We start from the raw sequence: 12,744 nt of genomic DNA, 5'->3' as shown, positions 1-12,744 counted from the left end.
GGTAAAATGACACTAATAAACAACAAATAAATTCATTTATTATTATTCAATTTTTTTAAAACTGAAATGCCAGGATTATTAGGAAAAAAAATCGGAATGACTTCCGTTTTCAGTGCCGACGGTAAGAATGTACCGTGCACTGTTATCGAATGTGGTCCTTGCGTTGTGACCCAGGTCAAGACAGTTGAGAAGGATGGCTACAAGGCTGTTCAGCTCGGTTTTGGCGAGGCTAAAGAAGTACGCACAACAAAACCAATGATGGGCGTGTTCAAGAAGGCAGGCACAACTCCAAAGGCGCACTTGGCCGAGTTCAAGTTTGATGAGGACTACAACCTTGGTGACACACTCACCGTAGAGCTTTTCGCTGACGCAGAGTTCGTAGACGTTGTAGGCACATCGAAAGGTAAAGGATTCCAGGGCGTTGTGAAGCGTCATGGTTTTGGTGGTGTAGGTCAGAGCACACACGGTCAGGACGACCGTCTGCGTAAGCCAGGTTCTATCGGTGCTTGTTCTTACCCCGCTAAGGTGTTCAAGGGAATGCGCATGGGTGGCCACATGGGTGGTGACCGCGTAACAACGCAGAACCTGAAGGTGTTAAAGGTAATTCCTGAGCACAACCTTCTTCTCGTGAAGGGTAGTGTTGCAGGATGTAATGGTTCAACCCTCTTAATTCAGATGTAAGCCATGGAAGTAAGTGTATTGAATATCAACGGTCAGGAGACCGGAAGAAAGGTAACTCTGAATGAGGCTATCTTTGGTGTTGAGCCCAATGATCACGTAATCTATCTCGACGTAAAGCAGTATCTTGCTAATCAGCGTCAGGGTAACGCAAAGTCAAAGGAGCGCAGCGAACACGCTGGTTCTACACGTAAGCTTGGTCGCCAGAAGGGCGGCGGTGGCGCACGTCATGGTGATATCAACTCACCTCTGCTTCGTGGTGGTGGTCGCGTATTCGGTCCAGTACCTCGTGACTATGACTTCAAGCTCAATAAGAAGGTGAAGCAGCTCGCTCGTCGTTCGGCTCTCTCTTACAAGGCTCAGGATAATGCAATTCTCGTTGTTGAGGACTTCGATTTCGAGGCACCAAAGACAAAGGAGTTTGTAAACATTATCAAGAACCTGAAGGGTGAGGAGAAGAAGATGGTGTTCGTTTTGCCAGAAGCAAATAAGAACGTTTATTTGTCAGCTCGCAACCTGAATGCACCAAAGCAGATCGCTGTAGGTGAACTGAAGGAGGGACAGAAGCATCGTTCAAGAAAGGCTGTTAGCGCAGAGGTTATTCCTGCTGCAAGCATCAACACCTACAAGATTATGAACGCTGATCTGCTCGTTATTACAGAAAAGTCGCTGGCTACCATCGACGGAATCTTAAACAAGTAAAAGGAGACAAACGAATATGGCATTTATCATAAAACCCCTGGTCACTGAGAAGATGACCAAGATTACAGAAAAGACTTCTGCTCCTAAGAAGCTCCGTGCTCGTAGCAAGAAGACTATTGAGAAGAATAATGCTGTAGAGGAGAAACTGTCCTATGTCGTAAAGCACAAGAATAAGGCTGACGAGACAAAGGAGAAGACTATCTACACTTATGAGAAGCCTGCTCGTCCCCAGTACGCTTTCATCGTAAAGCCCGAGGCTAACAAGGTTGAGATTCAGAAGGAAGTCGAGGCTCTTTACAATGTTACGGTTCTTAGCGTTAACACAATGCGCTATGCTGGAAAGCGTAGCCAGCGTTATACAAAGGCTGGACTCGTGAGAGGTCAGAAGAACGCTTTCAAGAAGGCAATCGTAACTCTGAAAGATGGCGACGAAATTGATTTTTACAGCAATATCGATTAATTAAAAAATGGCAGTACGTAAATTAAAGCCCGTTACACCGGGTCAAAGACACAAGGTTATTGGCACGTTCGAGGATATTACTGCATCCGTGCCAGAGAAGTCTCTCGTTTACGGTAAACGTTCTACCGGTGGTCGAAACAACACTGGTAAGATGACTGTTCGCTACATGGGCGGCGGTCACAAGAAGAAGTATCGTCTGATCGACTTCAAGCGAGAGAAGGATGACATTCCTGCTGTAGTGAAGACAATCGAGTACGATCCAAACCGTTCGGCTCGCATCGCACTTCTCTACTATGCAGATGGTGAAAAACGCTACATTATTGCTCCTAATGGACTGCAGGTTGGCATGACTCTGATGTCTGGAGTGAATGCTGCGCCAGAGATTGGTAACGCACTCCCTCTCGCCAACATCCCAGTAGGTACGGTGATTCACAACATTGAGCTCCGTCCAGGTCAGGGTGCACTGCTCGTTCGTTCGGCTGGTAATTTTGCTCAGTTGACTTCTCGTGAAGGAGACTACTGCGTGATTAAGCTCCCCTCAGGAGAAACTCGCAAGGTGCTCTCTGCTTGTAAGGCTACCGTTGGTGCCGTGGGTAACTCTGACCACGCTCTGGAGCATTCTGGTAAGGCTGGTCGCTCACGCTGGTTGGGACGTCGTCCTCACAACCGCGGTGTTGTTATGAACCCACATGATCACCCAATGGGTGGTGGTGAAGGCCGTCAGTCTGGTGGACACCCACGTTCACGTAAGGGTCTGTACGCTAAGGGTCTGAAGACACGCGCACCAAAGAAGCTTTCAAACAAGTACATTATTGAAAGAGCTAACAAGAAGTAAACAAGAAATCAGAAGAGTTAAATTATGAGTCGTTCATTAAAGAAAGGTCCATACATCAACGTATCTCTCGAGAACAAGATTCTCGCTATGAATGAGAGCGGTAAGAAAACAGTCGTTAAGACTTGGGCCAGAGCATCAATGATTTCCCCCGATTTCGTGGGACACACTGTTGCAGTTCATAACGGTAACAAATTTATCCCTGTTTACGTTACAGAAAACATGGTTGGTCACAAGCTCGGTGAGTTCGCACCCACACGTCGCTTCGGTGGTCACGCCGGTAACAAGAAGTAATCCCAGGGAAAATTGAAAATTAAAATTGAAAATTAAAAATGGGAGCAAGAAAACATATTAAGGCTGAAGAGAGAAAAGCAGCTCTTAAGACACAGTATTTTGCAAAGCTGAAAGGCTGTCCTTCTTCTCCGCGCAAGATGCGCTATGTCGTTGACATGATTCGCGGCATGGAAGTAAACCGCGCTCTTGGCGTCTTGAGATTCTCAAAGAAGGCTGCTGCTGCCGACGTGGAGAAGCTTCTCCGTTCGGCTATCGCTAACTGGGAGGCTAAGAACGAGCGCAAGGCTGAGGCCGGCGAACTGTTCGTGACTCGCGTCTTCGTTGACGAGGGCGTTACTATGAAGAGAATGAGACCTGCACCTCAGGGTCGCGGATATCGCATCCGCAAGCGTTCTAACCACGTTACCCTGTTTGTTGACGCTAAAACTAACGACGTAAAAGAATAATAGAATGGGACAGAAAGTAAATCCAATTAGCAACCGTCTGGGTATCGTTAGAGGTTGGGATTCAAATTGGTTCGGAGGCAAAGACTTCGGAGATAACCTGGTAGAGGATCAGAAGATCCGCAAGTATCTCAATGAGCGTCTGGCAAAGGCCAGCGTTTCGAAGATTGTCATCGAGCGCACATTGAAACTGGTGACCATCACTATTTGCACTGCTCGTCCAGGTATCGTCATCGGTAAGGGTGGACAGGATGTTGACAACTTGAAGGATGAGCTGAAGAAGCTCTTCGACAAGGAGATTCAGATCAACATTTTTGAGGTGAAGCGTCCAGAGCTCGACGCAACAATCGTTGCAACAAACATCGCTCGCCAGATTGAAGGCAAGATTGCTTATCGTCGTGCTATTAAGCAGGCTGTGGCAAACACAATGCGCGCCGGAGCCGAAGGTATTAAGGTTCAGATTTCGGGACGCCTGAATGGTGCCGAGATTGCCCGCAGTGAGATGATCAAGGAGGGACGTACTCCTCTGCACACTTTCCGTGCTGACATCGACTTCTGCCAGGCTGAGGCTCTCACAAAGGTTGGTCTGCTCGGTATTAAGGTTTGGATCTGCCGTGGTGAAGTCTATGGCAAGGTTGACCTCGCACCAAACTTCTCACAGGAGAAGCAGAGTGGCCGCGCTAACGGTGGTAACAGAGATGGCCGCAAGTTCCGTAATAAGAAGAAGTAATAACTGTTATTAAAGAAAGAAGTTATCATGTTACAACCTAAGAGAGTAAGATATAGAAGACCTCAAGATGGACGCGGCAACAAAGGCAACGCCCACAGAGGTACGACGCTGGCATTCGGCTCTTTCGGCATTAAGACTCTTGATGCAAAGTGGATTGACAGCCGTCAGATTGAGGCAGCTCGTGTTGCCATCAACCGTTACATGAACCGTGAAGGTCAGGTTTGGATCCGCATCTTCCCAGATAAACCCATCACTCGTAAGCCTGCTGACGTACGTATGGGTAAAGGTAAGGGTGATCCCGCAGGATGGGTTGCACCTGTCACACCTGGTCGCATCCTCTTTGAAGTCGAGGGCGTTCCATTCGATGTAGCTAAGGAGGCTCTTCGCCTCGGCGCTCAGAAACTGCCCGTGAAGACTAAGTTTGTTGTAAGACGTGACTACGATAAAAACGCTTAATTAGTATGAAGATCAAGGAATTGAAAGAGCTCGAGACCAAGGAATTGGTAGAGCGTATTGAGACAGAGGTTGCTAAGTACAACCAGATGAAGCTGAACCACAGCATCACTCCCCTGGAGAACCCATCACTGATTAAGGCTGCTCGTCGTGATATCGCACGTATGAAGACGGAACTCCGCCAGAGAGAACTTAACAAATAACAATGGTCCAGATGGAAACAAGAAATTTAAGAAAGACAAGACAGGGTGTCGTAATCAGCAACAAAATGGATAAAACCATTGTTATTGCAGCAAAGTTCAAGGAGAAGCACCCTATTTATGGTAAGTTCGTTCAGAAGACGAAGAAATACCATGTTCATGATGAGAAGAACGAGTGCAATGTAGGTGATACAGTACTCGTTATGGAAACCCGCCCTCTGTCAAAGACAAAGCGCTGGAGATTAGTACAAATCGTTGAAAAAGCTAAGTAATTATGATACAGACAGAATCAAGACTTACAGTAGCTGATAACAGCGGCGCACGCGAGGCTCTCTGCATCCGTGTACTGGGTGGTACCCGCCGCCGTTATGCAAGCGTAGGCGATGTGATCGTTGTCGCTATCAAGAACGCAATCCCTACTAGTGACGTGAAGAAGGGTGCTGTTTCAAAGGCTCTGATTGTCCGCACGAAGAAAGAGATTCGTCGTCCAGACGGATCATACATCCGCTTCGACGACAATGCTTGCGTACTTCTGAATAACGCTGGTGAGCTCCGCGGCAGCCGTATCTTCGGTCCTGTTGCACGTGAGCTGCGTGCCGTTAACATGAAGGTCGTTTCTTTGGCACCTGAGGTTCTTTAACATTTTAAAGCAATAGAAGTAATGAGTAAGTTACATATTAAGAAAAATGATACCGTTATTGTTCTGGCCGGTGAGGACAAGGGCAAGACAGGTAAGGTGCTGAAGGTCTTGGTAAAGGAGCAGAAAGCTATTGTTGAAGGTATTAACTTCGTAAACAAGAGCTCTAAGCCCAGCGCTAAGAATCCTCAGGGTGGCTTCGAGAAGGTAGAGGCTCCCATACATATTTCTAATTTGAGTCTTATCGATCCGAAGAGCGGCAAGGCTACTCGCGTTTCAATCAAGCACGAGGGTAAGAACGTTATCCGTATCGCTAAAAAGTCAGGAGAGGAGATTAAGTAATGAATACAGCACAACTTAAGAATGTTTATGCTGAGCAGATCGCTCCAGCATTGATGAAGCAGTTCAACTATAGTTCTGCTATGGAGATTCCTGTCCTGAAGAAGATCGTGGTTAACCAGGGTCTCGGCGATGCAACACAGGATAAGAAGCTCATTGAGGTTGCCATCAACGAAATCTCTGCCATCTGTGGTCAGAAGGCTGTGGCTACCTATTCAAAGAAGGATATCGCTAACTTCAAGCTCCGTAAGAAGATGCCTATCGGCGTTATGGTAACACTCCGCCGTGAGCGCATGTATGAGTTCTTGGAGAAGCTCGTCCGCATAGCTCTGCCTCGTATCCGTGACTTCAAGGGTATTGAGAGCAAGTTTGATGGTCGTGGCAACTACACACTTGGTGTGCAGGAGCAGATCATCTTCCCTGAGATCAATATCGATTCTGTTGACCGCATTCAGGGTATGAACATCACCTTCGTTACAACGGCTAAGACCGACGAGGAAGGTTTTGCTCTGCTGAAGGCTTTCGGTCTTCCATTCAAGAACGCTAAAAACGATTAAGAGATATGGCAAAGGAATCAATGAAGGCCCGCGAGGTAAAGCGCGCCAAGCTTGTAGCTCGTTATGCTGAGAAGCGTGCAGCTCTGAAGAAGATTATCGCTACTGCCGATGTTAACACAGAGGAAGGCGCTATTGCTGCTTATGAGGCTGCTCGCAAGTTGCAGGCTATCCCCAAGAACGCAAACCCAATCCGTCTGCACAACCGTTGCAAGGTGACAGGTCGTCCAAAGGGTTACATCCGCCAGTTCGGTATTTCTCGTATCCAGTTCCGTGAGATGGCATCTGCCGGTCTCATCCCTGGTGTTAAGAAGGCAAGCTGGTAAAAAAGAGCTGATAGTTTTTTAATATTGTCGGGGGAGTCCCGATTAATTAAATTTTTATATTTTATGACAGATCCAATAGCAGATTTTCTGACGAGGTTGAGAAACGCAATCATGGCTCATCACCGTGTTGTAGAAGTTCCAGCTTCAAACTTGAAGAAGGAAATCACAAAAATCCTCTTCGAGAAAGGTTACATCCTGAACTACAAGTTCATCGAGGATGGCCCACAGGGAACAATCAAGGTTGCCTTGAAGTATGATCCCGCAACAAAAGAGAACGCAATCAAGTGTCTCAAGAGAGTGTCAACACCAGGTCTTCGTAAGTACACTGGTTATAAGGACATGCCGAGAGTAATTAACGGACTGGGTATCGCAATCTTATCTACGTCTAAAGGTGTAATGACAGACAAAGAGGCTGCTGACCTGAAGATTGGCGGTGAGGTTCTTTGCTACGTTTATTAATTGGAGGATAGAATATGTCAAGAATAGGAAAATTGCCAATTAGTATTCCTGCTGGCGTTACTGTAGCACAGGATAAGGACGGCGTAGTTACCGTTAAGGGTCCAAAGGGTGAGCTTTCTCAGAAAGTCGACAAGTCTATTATCGTAAAGATTGAGGATGGTCACGTCGCATTCGAGATTGACGAGAACAGCCCTGTTAATATCAAACAGAAGCAGGCATTCCACGGTCTGTATCGCGCACTCGTTAACAACATGGTTGTTGGCGTAAGCGAGGGATACAAGAAGGAGATGGAGCTTGTAGGTGTAGGTTACCGCGTTTCTAACCAGGGCAACCTCATCGAGTTCTCACTGGGTTATACACACCCAATCTTCATTCAGCTTCCTAAGGAAGTGAAGGTTGAGACGAAGTCTGAGCGTAACCAGAATCCACAGATCATCCTGGAGAGTGCTGATAAGCAGCTCCTCGGTCTTATCTGTGCAAAGATTCGTTCTTTCCGTATGCCTGAGCCTTATAAAGGAAAGGGTATCTTGTTCAAGGGTGAAGTCATCCGTCGTAAGTCGGGTAAGTCAGCTTCAGCTAAGTAATCTTTATTTAAGAATTAGAAATTAAAAAATTAAAAGATTATGACGACAAAGAAAGTAGAAAGACGAATCAAGATCAAATACAGAATTCGTAAGTCAGTTTTCGGCACAGCCGAGCGTCCTCGTATGAGCGTGTTCCGCTCTAACAAGCAGATCTACGTTCAGGTGATTAATGATATTGATGGTAAAACACTTGCTGCAGCATCATCACTGGGTCTTGAGGCTATGCCAAAGATTCAGCAGGCTGAGAAGGTTGGTGAGCTGATTGCCGCAAAGGCTAAGGAGGCTGGCGTAACAGCTGTTGTCTTCGACCGTAACGGTTATCTCTATCACGGCCGCGTAAAGTCGCTCGCTGATGCAGCACGTAAAGGTGGACTAAATTTCTAAAACGATTATGGCAATGAACAAAGTTAAAGTAAATAGTGACGTTGAACTGAAAGACAGATTGGTTGCCATCAACCGTGTTACTAAGGTAACGAAGGGCGGTCGCACCTTTACATTCGCAGCTATCGTTGTTGTCGGTGACGGCAATGGCGTTATCGGCTGGGGTCTTGGTAAGGCAGGTGAAGTTACAGCTGCCATCGCTAAGGGTGTAGAAGCAGCCAAGAAGAACCTCGTGAAAGTACCTGTACTGAAGGGTACTATTCCTCACGAGATGGAAGCACGCTTTGGCGGTGCTCAGGTATTCCTGAAGCCTGCAGCAGCAGGTACCGGTCTCGTAGCCGGTGGTGCAATGCGTGCCGTTCTTGAGAGTGTTGGTATTAAGGATGTGCTGGCTAAGTCAAAGGGTTCTTCTAACCCTCACAACTTGGTAAAGGCAACTATCGCAGCTCTGGCTCAGATGCGCGATGCCTATACTGTAGCTGGAACACGTGGTATCAGTATGGAAAAAGTATTTAGAGGATAAAAGGAGATTATACTATGGCAACAATTAAGATTAAGCAGATTAAGAGTAAGATCGGTTTTCCCGTTGACCAGAAGCGTACACTCGAGGCACTTGGACTTCACAAGATCTCTCAGGTTGTTGAGGTGGAAGATAATCCCTCTATCCGCGGTATGATTCGCAAGGTACATCATCTGGTGACCGTTATTGACTAAACAATAATTATTTAAAAGACATTCTATTATGAAACTGAATAATTTGCAGCCAGCAGAGGGTTCTACACATTCACGTCGTAGAATCGGTCGCGGTCCTGGTTCAGGTCTCGGCGGTACTTCTACCCGTGGTCATAAGGGTGCTAAGGCTCGCTCTGGTTATAAGAGAAAGATTGGCTTTGAAGGTGGTCAGATGCCACTGCAGCGCCGTCTGCCGAAGTTCGGCTTTAAGAACATTAACCACAAAGAGTACTTTGCAGTTAACCTGTCAACACTTCAGAAGTTGGCTGAGAGCAAGAACCTCACCGTTATCGGTATCGAGGAACTTGTAGCAGCAGGTCTGACCAATGGCAAGGAGCTTGTAAAGGTTCTTGGCAATGGCGAACTGAAGGCAAAGCTTGAAGTGAAGGCAAACGCTTTCTCTAAGAAGGCTGAAGAGGCAATCAAAGCAGTAGGTGGAAACGCAACTATAATCTAAGCTTAACATGAAGAAGTTTATTGAGACACTGAAGAACATTTGGAAGATCGAGGATCTTAGAACCCGTCTTGGTATCACTGTGCTGTTCGTAGCTATATACCGTTTCGGATCATTCGTAGTACTTCCTGGTATCAACCCCGGCATGCTTGATCAATTGCAGAAACAGACTGCAGGCGGTCTGATGTCATTGTTGGATATGTTCTCTGGTGGAGCATTTTCCAATGCGTCAATCTTCGCACTTGGAATCATGCCTTACATCTCGGCTTCTATCGTTATGCAGCTTCTCGCTGTAGCTGTACCTTATTTCCAGAAGATGCAGCGCGAAGGTGAGAGCGGTCGCAAGAAAATCAGTATGTACACTCGGTGGCTGACAGTAGCAATCCTGCTGTTTCAGGCACCGAGCTACCTGATTAACCTTAAGATGCAGGCTGCTTCAGCTCTTGCAACAGGTATCAGCTGGACTGTATTCTTGTTCCCTGCTACTATTATCCTCGCAGCAGGAAGTATGTTCATCCTTTGGCTGGGTGAGCGCATTACAGATAAGGGCATTGGCAATGGTATCTCTATGATTATTATGATAGGTATTGTGGCTCGTCTGCCACAGGCCTTCTTCCAGGAAGTAATCTCTCGCTTCACTGCTGTAACAGGTGGTGGCCTGATGATGTTCCTCGCAGAGATTATCATTCTTTATGCAGTTGTTTGTGCAGCCATCGTTTTGGTGCAAGGTGTTCGTAAGATTCCCGTGCAGTATGCAAAGCGTATAGTAGGCAACAAGCAGTATGGTGGTGCACGTCAGTACATACCATTGAAGCTTTTTGCAGCCAATGTGATGCCAATCATCTTTGCACAGGCAATAATGTTCATTCCATTGACTATCATACAGTATGCTAATCCAGAGAATGCAAGCTGGCTGCTTCGCGCTATGCTCGATCACCACAGCTGGGTGTATAACTTGGTTTTTGCACTGTTGATTATTGCATTTACTTACTTCTATACTGCTATTACACTCAACCCGACGCAGATGGCGGAAGATATGAAGCGTAACAACGGATTCATTCCAGGCATTAAGCCAGGCAAGGATACTGCCGACTTCATTGATACAGTGATGTCACGCATTACATTCCCTGGTTCATTGTTCATCGCGTTCATAGCCATCATGCCTGCTTTCGCAAGCCTGTTGAACGTTCAGGATGCATTCTCGCAGTTCTTCGGTGGTACATCACTTTTGATTCTTGTTGGTGTTGTCCTCGACACACTCCAGCAGATTGAGAGCCACCTGTTGATGCGTCACTATGATGGTCTGCTTGAGTCTGGCCGTATTCATGGTAGAGGCGGAGTTGCTGCTTACTAAGAAATGAAGATATTTCTTAAGACTGAAGATGAGATTGAGCTGATGCGCCAAGCCAACCAACTCGTTGGTCGTACGCTTGGTGAATTGGCGAAGCATATTAAACCTGGTGTAACGACCCTCCAGCTGGATAAAATTGCCGACGAGTTCATTCGCGACAATGGAGCTGTACCAACCTTTAAAGGTTTCCCCAATCCTTATGGAGGGCCGTTCCCTGCAAGCATCTGTACCTCGGTTAATGAGGTCGTGGTGCATGGGGTGCCTAACGAGAAGACTGTACTCAAAGATGGAGATATAATATCTGTAGATTGCGGTACGCTTCTAAACGGCTTTAATGGAGACTCTTGCTATACATTCTGTGTAGGCGAGGTCTCTGAAGAAGTTAAACAGTTGCTCAAAGCAACAAAGGAGGCTCTCTATCTTGGCATCGAGGATGCCGTTGCAGGAAATCATGTAGGCGATGTGAGCTATGCGGTACAGAGCCATTGTGAGGCGCAAGGGTACGGAATAGTACGTGAACTCACTGGTCATGGCATAGGCAAGGAAATGCATGAGGATCCACCAGTGCCAAACTACGGACGCCGTGGAAATGGCGTTATGTTTAAGGCAGGAATGTGTATAGCCATCGAGCCGATGGTAACAATGGGAAAGCGTGACGTTTGTATGCTGCCCGACCGTTGGAGCATCTGCACAAGAGATGGCAAGCCAGCTGCCCATTTTGAGCACACGGTTGCTATTAGAAAGGGTAAGGCTGAGATCTTATCATCATTTGAAGAGATAGAAACATTAGAAGGTAAACTTTACTAAATTCCAAGTATGGCAAAACAATCCGCTATTGAGCAGGATGGAACAATCATCGAGAGCCTCTCGAATGCTATGTTCCGAGTAGAACTTGAAAACGGTGTTCAGATTATAGCGCACATCTCTGGTAAGATGAGAATGCACTATATTCGTATCCTACCCGGTGACAAAGTAAGGGTCGAGATGAGTCCTTATGATTTGACAAAGGGTAGAATCGTATTCAGATATAAATAAATAATTCGAAACAATATGAAGACAAGAGCATCATTGAAGAAGCGCACACCCGACTGCAAAATTGTTCGTCGCAAGGGTCGTCTGTTCGTGATCAACAAGAAAAACCCTAAGTATAAGATGCGTCAGGGTTAAAAAACGCTAAAAATGCGATGTGAGGGTGGGGAATATGAATTTATTTCCTTACCTTTGCATGCTTTTTAGAAAAAATCGATTTTTATTTTATTATTTTTCATCATTTATTTAACAAATGGCAATAAGAATTGTTGGAGTAGATTTGCCCCAGAATAAGCGTGGCGAAATCGCATTGACCTATATCTATGGTATTGGTCGAAGTAGTTCAGCAAAGATCTTGGACAAGGCCGGCGTGAGCCGCGACCTGAAAGTCAGCGAGTGGAGCGACGATCAGGCAGCCAAAATCCGTGAAATTATCGGCGCTGAATTTAAGGTAGAAGGTGATCTCCGTAGCGAGATTCAGTTGAACATCAAGCGCCTGATGGATATTGGTTGCTACCGTGGTGTCCGTCATCGTAATGGTCTGCCTGTACGTGGTCAGAGCACAAAGAATAATGCTCGTACGCGTAAGGGTAAGAAGAAGACTGTTGCAAACAAGAAGAAGGCCACTAAGTAAAGTTTAACGTTTAAAGCTTAAAGTTTAAAGTTATGGCAAAGAAAACAGTCGCTTCTAAGAAAAGAAACGTGAAGGTTAATGCTATTGGTCAGCTTCACGTTCACAGCTCTTTCAATAATATTATAGTATCTCTTGCTAACGATGAGGGTCAGGTTATCTCTTGGTCTTCAGCTGGTAAGATGGGATTCCGTGGCTCTAAGAAGAACACTCCATACGCTGCACAGATGGCTGCTGAGGATTGCGCTAAGGTAGCTTTCGATCTTGGTCTTCGCAAGGTTAAGGCTTATGTAAAGGGCCCAGGTAATGGTCGTGAGTCTGCTATCCGTGCCGTGCATGGTGCAGGTATCGAGGTAATGGAGATCGTTGACGTTACTCCACTGCCACACAACGGCTGCCGTCCTCCAAAGCGTCGTCGTGTATAATTAAAGTAAGAGTTCGATATGTCGATATAACGATATGTCGATTCATCGAA

26 protein-coding genes are annotated in these 12,744 nt (G+C 46.3%); all 26 read left to right on the top strand.

The annotated features are described in order from the left end of the window. The first annotated feature begins 66 nt into the window (after nucleotides 1-66). The 26 genes from rplC to rpsK all read left to right on the top strand — a co-directional run bounded on the left by rplC (nucleotide 67) and on the right by rpsK (nucleotide 12,694). On the top strand, nucleotides 67-681 hold the full coding sequence (gene rplC / locus M1L52_RS02540) for a 50S ribosomal protein L3 (protein ID WP_248613240.1): 615 nt from the start codon (nucleotides 67-69) through the stop codon (nucleotides 679-681). A 3-nt stretch (nucleotides 682-684) separates the two neighbouring features. Continuing rightward, nucleotides 685-1,380 carry a 50S ribosomal protein L4 gene (gene rplD / locus M1L52_RS02535; RefSeq protein ID WP_248613239.1) on the top strand — a complete coding sequence of 232 codons (696 nt, stop codon included), beginning with the start codon at nucleotides 685-687 and terminating at the stop codon, nucleotides 1,378-1,380. Between the two features lie 16 nt (nucleotides 1,381-1,396). Beyond that, on the top strand, nucleotides 1,397-1,840 hold the full coding sequence (gene rplW / locus M1L52_RS02530) for a 50S ribosomal protein L23 (RefSeq protein ID WP_248613238.1): 444 nt from the start codon (nucleotides 1,397-1,399) through the stop codon (nucleotides 1,838-1,840). Nucleotides 1,841-1,847: 7 nt separating this feature from the next. Further along, on the top strand, nucleotides 1,848-2,675 hold the full coding sequence (rplB, locus tag M1L52_RS02525; RefSeq protein ID WP_248613237.1) for a 50S ribosomal protein L2: 828 nt from the start codon (nucleotides 1,848-1,850) through the stop codon (nucleotides 2,673-2,675). A 24-nt stretch (nucleotides 2,676-2,699) separates the two neighbouring features. Beyond that, a complete protein-coding gene (rpsS, locus tag M1L52_RS02520) occupies nucleotides 2,700-2,966 on the top strand; it encodes a 30S ribosomal protein S19 (RefSeq protein ID WP_248613236.1) in 267 nt (88 codons plus the stop codon). A gap of 38 nt (nucleotides 2,967-3,004) precedes the next feature. After that, a complete protein-coding gene (gene rplV, locus M1L52_RS02515) occupies nucleotides 3,005-3,412 on the top strand; it encodes a 50S ribosomal protein L22 (protein WP_248613235.1) in 408 nt (135 codons plus the stop codon). 4 nt (nucleotides 3,413-3,416) lie between these two features. Next, nucleotides 3,417-4,139: a 30S ribosomal protein S3 gene (gene rpsC / locus M1L52_RS02510; protein WP_248613234.1), complete on the top strand. Its 723-nt coding sequence runs from the start codon at nucleotides 3,417-3,419 to the stop codon at nucleotides 4,137-4,139. A gap of 27 nt (nucleotides 4,140-4,166) precedes the next feature. Next, a complete protein-coding gene (gene rplP, locus M1L52_RS02505) occupies nucleotides 4,167-4,595 on the top strand; it encodes a 50S ribosomal protein L16 (protein ID WP_027448978.1) in 429 nt (142 codons plus the stop codon). A gap of 5 nt (nucleotides 4,596-4,600) precedes the next feature. Next, on the top strand, nucleotides 4,601-4,795 hold the full coding sequence (gene rpmC / locus M1L52_RS02500; RefSeq protein ID WP_248613233.1) for a 50S ribosomal protein L29: 195 nt from the start codon (nucleotides 4,601-4,603) through the stop codon (nucleotides 4,793-4,795). 2 nt (nucleotides 4,796-4,797) lie between these two features. Beyond that, nucleotides 4,798-5,064 carry a 30S ribosomal protein S17 gene (rpsQ, locus tag M1L52_RS02495; RefSeq protein ID WP_092067148.1) on the top strand — a complete coding sequence of 89 codons (267 nt, stop codon included), beginning with the start codon at nucleotides 4,798-4,800 and terminating at the stop codon, nucleotides 5,062-5,064. A gap of 2 nt (nucleotides 5,065-5,066) precedes the next feature. After that, nucleotides 5,067-5,432: a 50S ribosomal protein L14 gene (rplN, locus tag M1L52_RS02490; RefSeq protein ID WP_027448981.1), complete on the top strand. Its 366-nt coding sequence runs from the start codon at nucleotides 5,067-5,069 to the stop codon at nucleotides 5,430-5,432. A gap of 21 nt (nucleotides 5,433-5,453) precedes the next feature. Further along, complete coding sequence (rplX, locus tag M1L52_RS02485; RefSeq protein ID WP_248613232.1) at nucleotides 5,454-5,771, top strand: 50S ribosomal protein L24; 318 nt, start codon at nucleotides 5,454-5,456, stop codon at nucleotides 5,769-5,771. After that, nucleotides 5,771-6,325 (top strand): 50S ribosomal protein L5, encoded by a 555-nt coding sequence (gene rplE, locus M1L52_RS02480; protein ID WP_248613231.1) that lies wholly within the window; start codon nucleotides 5,771-5,773, stop codon nucleotides 6,323-6,325. Before rplX ends, rplE begins: the two co-directional genes overlap by 1 nt. Before the next feature lie 5 nt (nucleotides 6,326-6,330). Then, nucleotides 6,331-6,648, top strand: a complete 318-nt coding sequence (gene rpsN / locus M1L52_RS02475; RefSeq protein WP_248613230.1) for a 30S ribosomal protein S14 — start codon at nucleotides 6,331-6,333, stop codon at nucleotides 6,646-6,648. A gap of 63 nt (nucleotides 6,649-6,711) precedes the next feature. Continuing rightward, nucleotides 6,712-7,107 carry a 30S ribosomal protein S8 gene (gene rpsH, locus M1L52_RS02470; RefSeq protein ID WP_248613229.1) on the top strand — a complete coding sequence of 132 codons (396 nt, stop codon included), beginning with the start codon at nucleotides 6,712-6,714 and terminating at the stop codon, nucleotides 7,105-7,107. Nucleotides 7,108-7,121: 14 nt separating this feature from the next. After that, on the top strand, nucleotides 7,122-7,691 hold the full coding sequence (gene rplF / locus M1L52_RS02465) for a 50S ribosomal protein L6 (protein ID WP_248613228.1): 570 nt from the start codon (nucleotides 7,122-7,124) through the stop codon (nucleotides 7,689-7,691). 39 nt (nucleotides 7,692-7,730) lie between these two features. After that, nucleotides 7,731-8,075 (top strand): 50S ribosomal protein L18, encoded by a 345-nt coding sequence (gene rplR / locus M1L52_RS02460; RefSeq protein ID WP_248613227.1) that lies wholly within the window; start codon nucleotides 7,731-7,733, stop codon nucleotides 8,073-8,075. Between the two features lie 7 nt (nucleotides 8,076-8,082). Then, nucleotides 8,083-8,595 (top strand): 30S ribosomal protein S5, encoded by a 513-nt coding sequence (gene rpsE, locus M1L52_RS02455; protein ID WP_248613226.1) that lies wholly within the window; start codon nucleotides 8,083-8,085, stop codon nucleotides 8,593-8,595. 14 nt (nucleotides 8,596-8,609) lie between these two features. Then, on the top strand, nucleotides 8,610-8,786 hold the full coding sequence (gene rpmD / locus M1L52_RS02450) for a 50S ribosomal protein L30 (RefSeq protein WP_248613225.1): 177 nt from the start codon (nucleotides 8,610-8,612) through the stop codon (nucleotides 8,784-8,786). A gap of 28 nt (nucleotides 8,787-8,814) precedes the next feature. Beyond that, nucleotides 8,815-9,261, top strand: a complete 447-nt coding sequence (gene rplO, locus M1L52_RS02445; protein ID WP_248613224.1) for a 50S ribosomal protein L15 — start codon at nucleotides 8,815-8,817, stop codon at nucleotides 9,259-9,261. Between the two features lie 7 nt (nucleotides 9,262-9,268). Further along, entirely contained in the window at nucleotides 9,269-10,612 is a 1,344-nt protein-coding gene (secY, locus tag M1L52_RS02440) for a preprotein translocase subunit SecY (protein WP_248613223.1), read from the top strand. 3 nt (nucleotides 10,613-10,615) lie between these two features. Then, on the top strand, nucleotides 10,616-11,416 hold the full coding sequence (map, locus tag M1L52_RS02435) for a type I methionyl aminopeptidase (RefSeq protein ID WP_248613222.1): 801 nt from the start codon (nucleotides 10,616-10,618) through the stop codon (nucleotides 11,414-11,416). A gap of 9 nt (nucleotides 11,417-11,425) precedes the next feature. Further along, the gene (gene infA / locus M1L52_RS02430; protein ID WP_248613221.1) at nucleotides 11,426-11,644 is read left to right on the top strand and encodes a translation initiation factor IF-1; all 219 of its coding nucleotides are present in this window, start codon (nucleotides 11,426-11,428) and stop codon (nucleotides 11,642-11,644) included. 15 nt (nucleotides 11,645-11,659) lie between these two features. Beyond that, on the top strand, nucleotides 11,660-11,776 hold the full coding sequence (rpmJ, locus tag M1L52_RS02425) for a 50S ribosomal protein L36 (protein ID WP_009160995.1): 117 nt from the start codon (nucleotides 11,660-11,662) through the stop codon (nucleotides 11,774-11,776). Between the two features lie 115 nt (nucleotides 11,777-11,891). Then, entirely contained in the window at nucleotides 11,892-12,272 is a 381-nt protein-coding gene (rpsM, locus tag M1L52_RS02420) for a 30S ribosomal protein S13 (protein ID WP_248613220.1), read from the top strand. A gap of 32 nt (nucleotides 12,273-12,304) precedes the next feature. Next, the gene (gene rpsK / locus M1L52_RS02415; RefSeq protein WP_248613219.1) at nucleotides 12,305-12,694 is read left to right on the top strand and encodes a 30S ribosomal protein S11; all 390 of its coding nucleotides are present in this window, start codon (nucleotides 12,305-12,307) and stop codon (nucleotides 12,692-12,694) included. Nucleotides 12,695-12,744 lie beyond the last annotated feature (50 nt).

The sequence above is a fragment of the Prevotella sp. E13-27 genome, assembly GCF_023217965.1.
In the GTDB taxonomy this organism is placed as follows: Bacteria; Bacteroidota; Bacteroidia; order Bacteroidales; family Bacteroidaceae; genus Prevotella.
This window is presented reverse-complemented; position numbering and strand designations above follow the sequence as displayed.

What these genes read in the sequence shown, in the direction of transcription:
- rpsN (WP_248613230.1), top strand. Translation starts at nt 6,331, where the DNA reads ATGGCAAAGGAATCAATGAAGGCCCGCGAGGTAAAGCGCGCCAAGCTT.
- map (WP_248613222.1), top strand. Translation starts at nt 10,616, where the DNA reads ATGAAGATATTTCTTAAGACTGAAGATGAGATTGAGCTGATGCGCCAA.
- rpsS (WP_248613236.1), top strand. Translation starts at nt 2,700, where the DNA reads ATGAGTCGTTCATTAAAGAAAGGTCCATACATCAACGTATCTCTCGAG.
- rpsK (WP_248613219.1), top strand. Translation starts at nt 12,305, where the DNA reads ATGGCAAAGAAAACAGTCGCTTCTAAGAAAAGAAACGTGAAGGTTAAT.
- rplE (WP_248613231.1), top strand. Translation starts at nt 5,771, where the DNA reads ATGAATACAGCACAACTTAAGAATGTTTATGCTGAGCAGATCGCTCCA.
- rplR (WP_248613227.1), top strand. Translation starts at nt 7,731, where the DNA reads ATGACGACAAAGAAAGTAGAAAGACGAATCAAGATCAAATACAGAATT.
- rpsM (WP_248613220.1), top strand. Translation starts at nt 11,892, where the DNA reads ATGGCAATAAGAATTGTTGGAGTAGATTTGCCCCAGAATAAGCGTGGC.
- rplN (WP_027448981.1), top strand. Translation starts at nt 5,067, where the DNA reads ATGATACAGACAGAATCAAGACTTACAGTAGCTGATAACAGCGGCGCA.
- rplF (WP_248613228.1), top strand. Translation starts at nt 7,122, where the DNA reads ATGTCAAGAATAGGAAAATTGCCAATTAGTATTCCTGCTGGCGTTACT.
- rplP (WP_027448978.1), top strand. Translation starts at nt 4,167, where the DNA reads ATGTTACAACCTAAGAGAGTAAGATATAGAAGACCTCAAGATGGACGC.
- rplD (WP_248613239.1), top strand. Translation starts at nt 685, where the DNA reads ATGGAAGTAAGTGTATTGAATATCAACGGTCAGGAGACCGGAAGAAAG.
- rplW (WP_248613238.1), top strand. Translation starts at nt 1,397, where the DNA reads ATGGCATTTATCATAAAACCCCTGGTCACTGAGAAGATGACCAAGATT.
- rplO (WP_248613224.1), top strand. Translation starts at nt 8,815, where the DNA reads ATGAAACTGAATAATTTGCAGCCAGCAGAGGGTTCTACACATTCACGT.
- rplX (WP_248613232.1), top strand. Translation starts at nt 5,454, where the DNA reads ATGAGTAAGTTACATATTAAGAAAAATGATACCGTTATTGTTCTGGCC.
- rpmJ (WP_009160995.1), top strand. Translation starts at nt 11,660, where the DNA reads ATGAAGACAAGAGCATCATTGAAGAAGCGCACACCCGACTGCAAAATT.
- rplC (WP_248613240.1), top strand. Translation starts at nt 67, where the DNA reads ATGCCAGGATTATTAGGAAAAAAAATCGGAATGACTTCCGTTTTCAGT.
- rpsQ (WP_092067148.1), top strand. Translation starts at nt 4,798, where the DNA reads ATGGTCCAGATGGAAACAAGAAATTTAAGAAAGACAAGACAGGGTGTC.
- rpmC (WP_248613233.1), top strand. Translation starts at nt 4,601, where the DNA reads ATGAAGATCAAGGAATTGAAAGAGCTCGAGACCAAGGAATTGGTAGAG.
- rpmD (WP_248613225.1), top strand. Translation starts at nt 8,610, where the DNA reads ATGGCAACAATTAAGATTAAGCAGATTAAGAGTAAGATCGGTTTTCCC.
- rpsC (WP_248613234.1), top strand. Translation starts at nt 3,417, where the DNA reads ATGGGACAGAAAGTAAATCCAATTAGCAACCGTCTGGGTATCGTTAGA.
- infA (WP_248613221.1), top strand. Translation starts at nt 11,426, where the DNA reads ATGGCAAAACAATCCGCTATTGAGCAGGATGGAACAATCATCGAGAGC.
- secY (WP_248613223.1), top strand. Translation starts at nt 9,269, where the DNA reads ATGAAGAAGTTTATTGAGACACTGAAGAACATTTGGAAGATCGAGGAT.
- rplV (WP_248613235.1), top strand. Translation starts at nt 3,005, where the DNA reads ATGGGAGCAAGAAAACATATTAAGGCTGAAGAGAGAAAAGCAGCTCTT.
- rpsH (WP_248613229.1), top strand. Translation starts at nt 6,712, where the DNA reads ATGACAGATCCAATAGCAGATTTTCTGACGAGGTTGAGAAACGCAATC.
- rplB (WP_248613237.1), top strand. Translation starts at nt 1,848, where the DNA reads ATGGCAGTACGTAAATTAAAGCCCGTTACACCGGGTCAAAGACACAAG.
- rpsE (WP_248613226.1), top strand. Translation starts at nt 8,083, where the DNA reads ATGGCAATGAACAAAGTTAAAGTAAATAGTGACGTTGAACTGAAAGAC.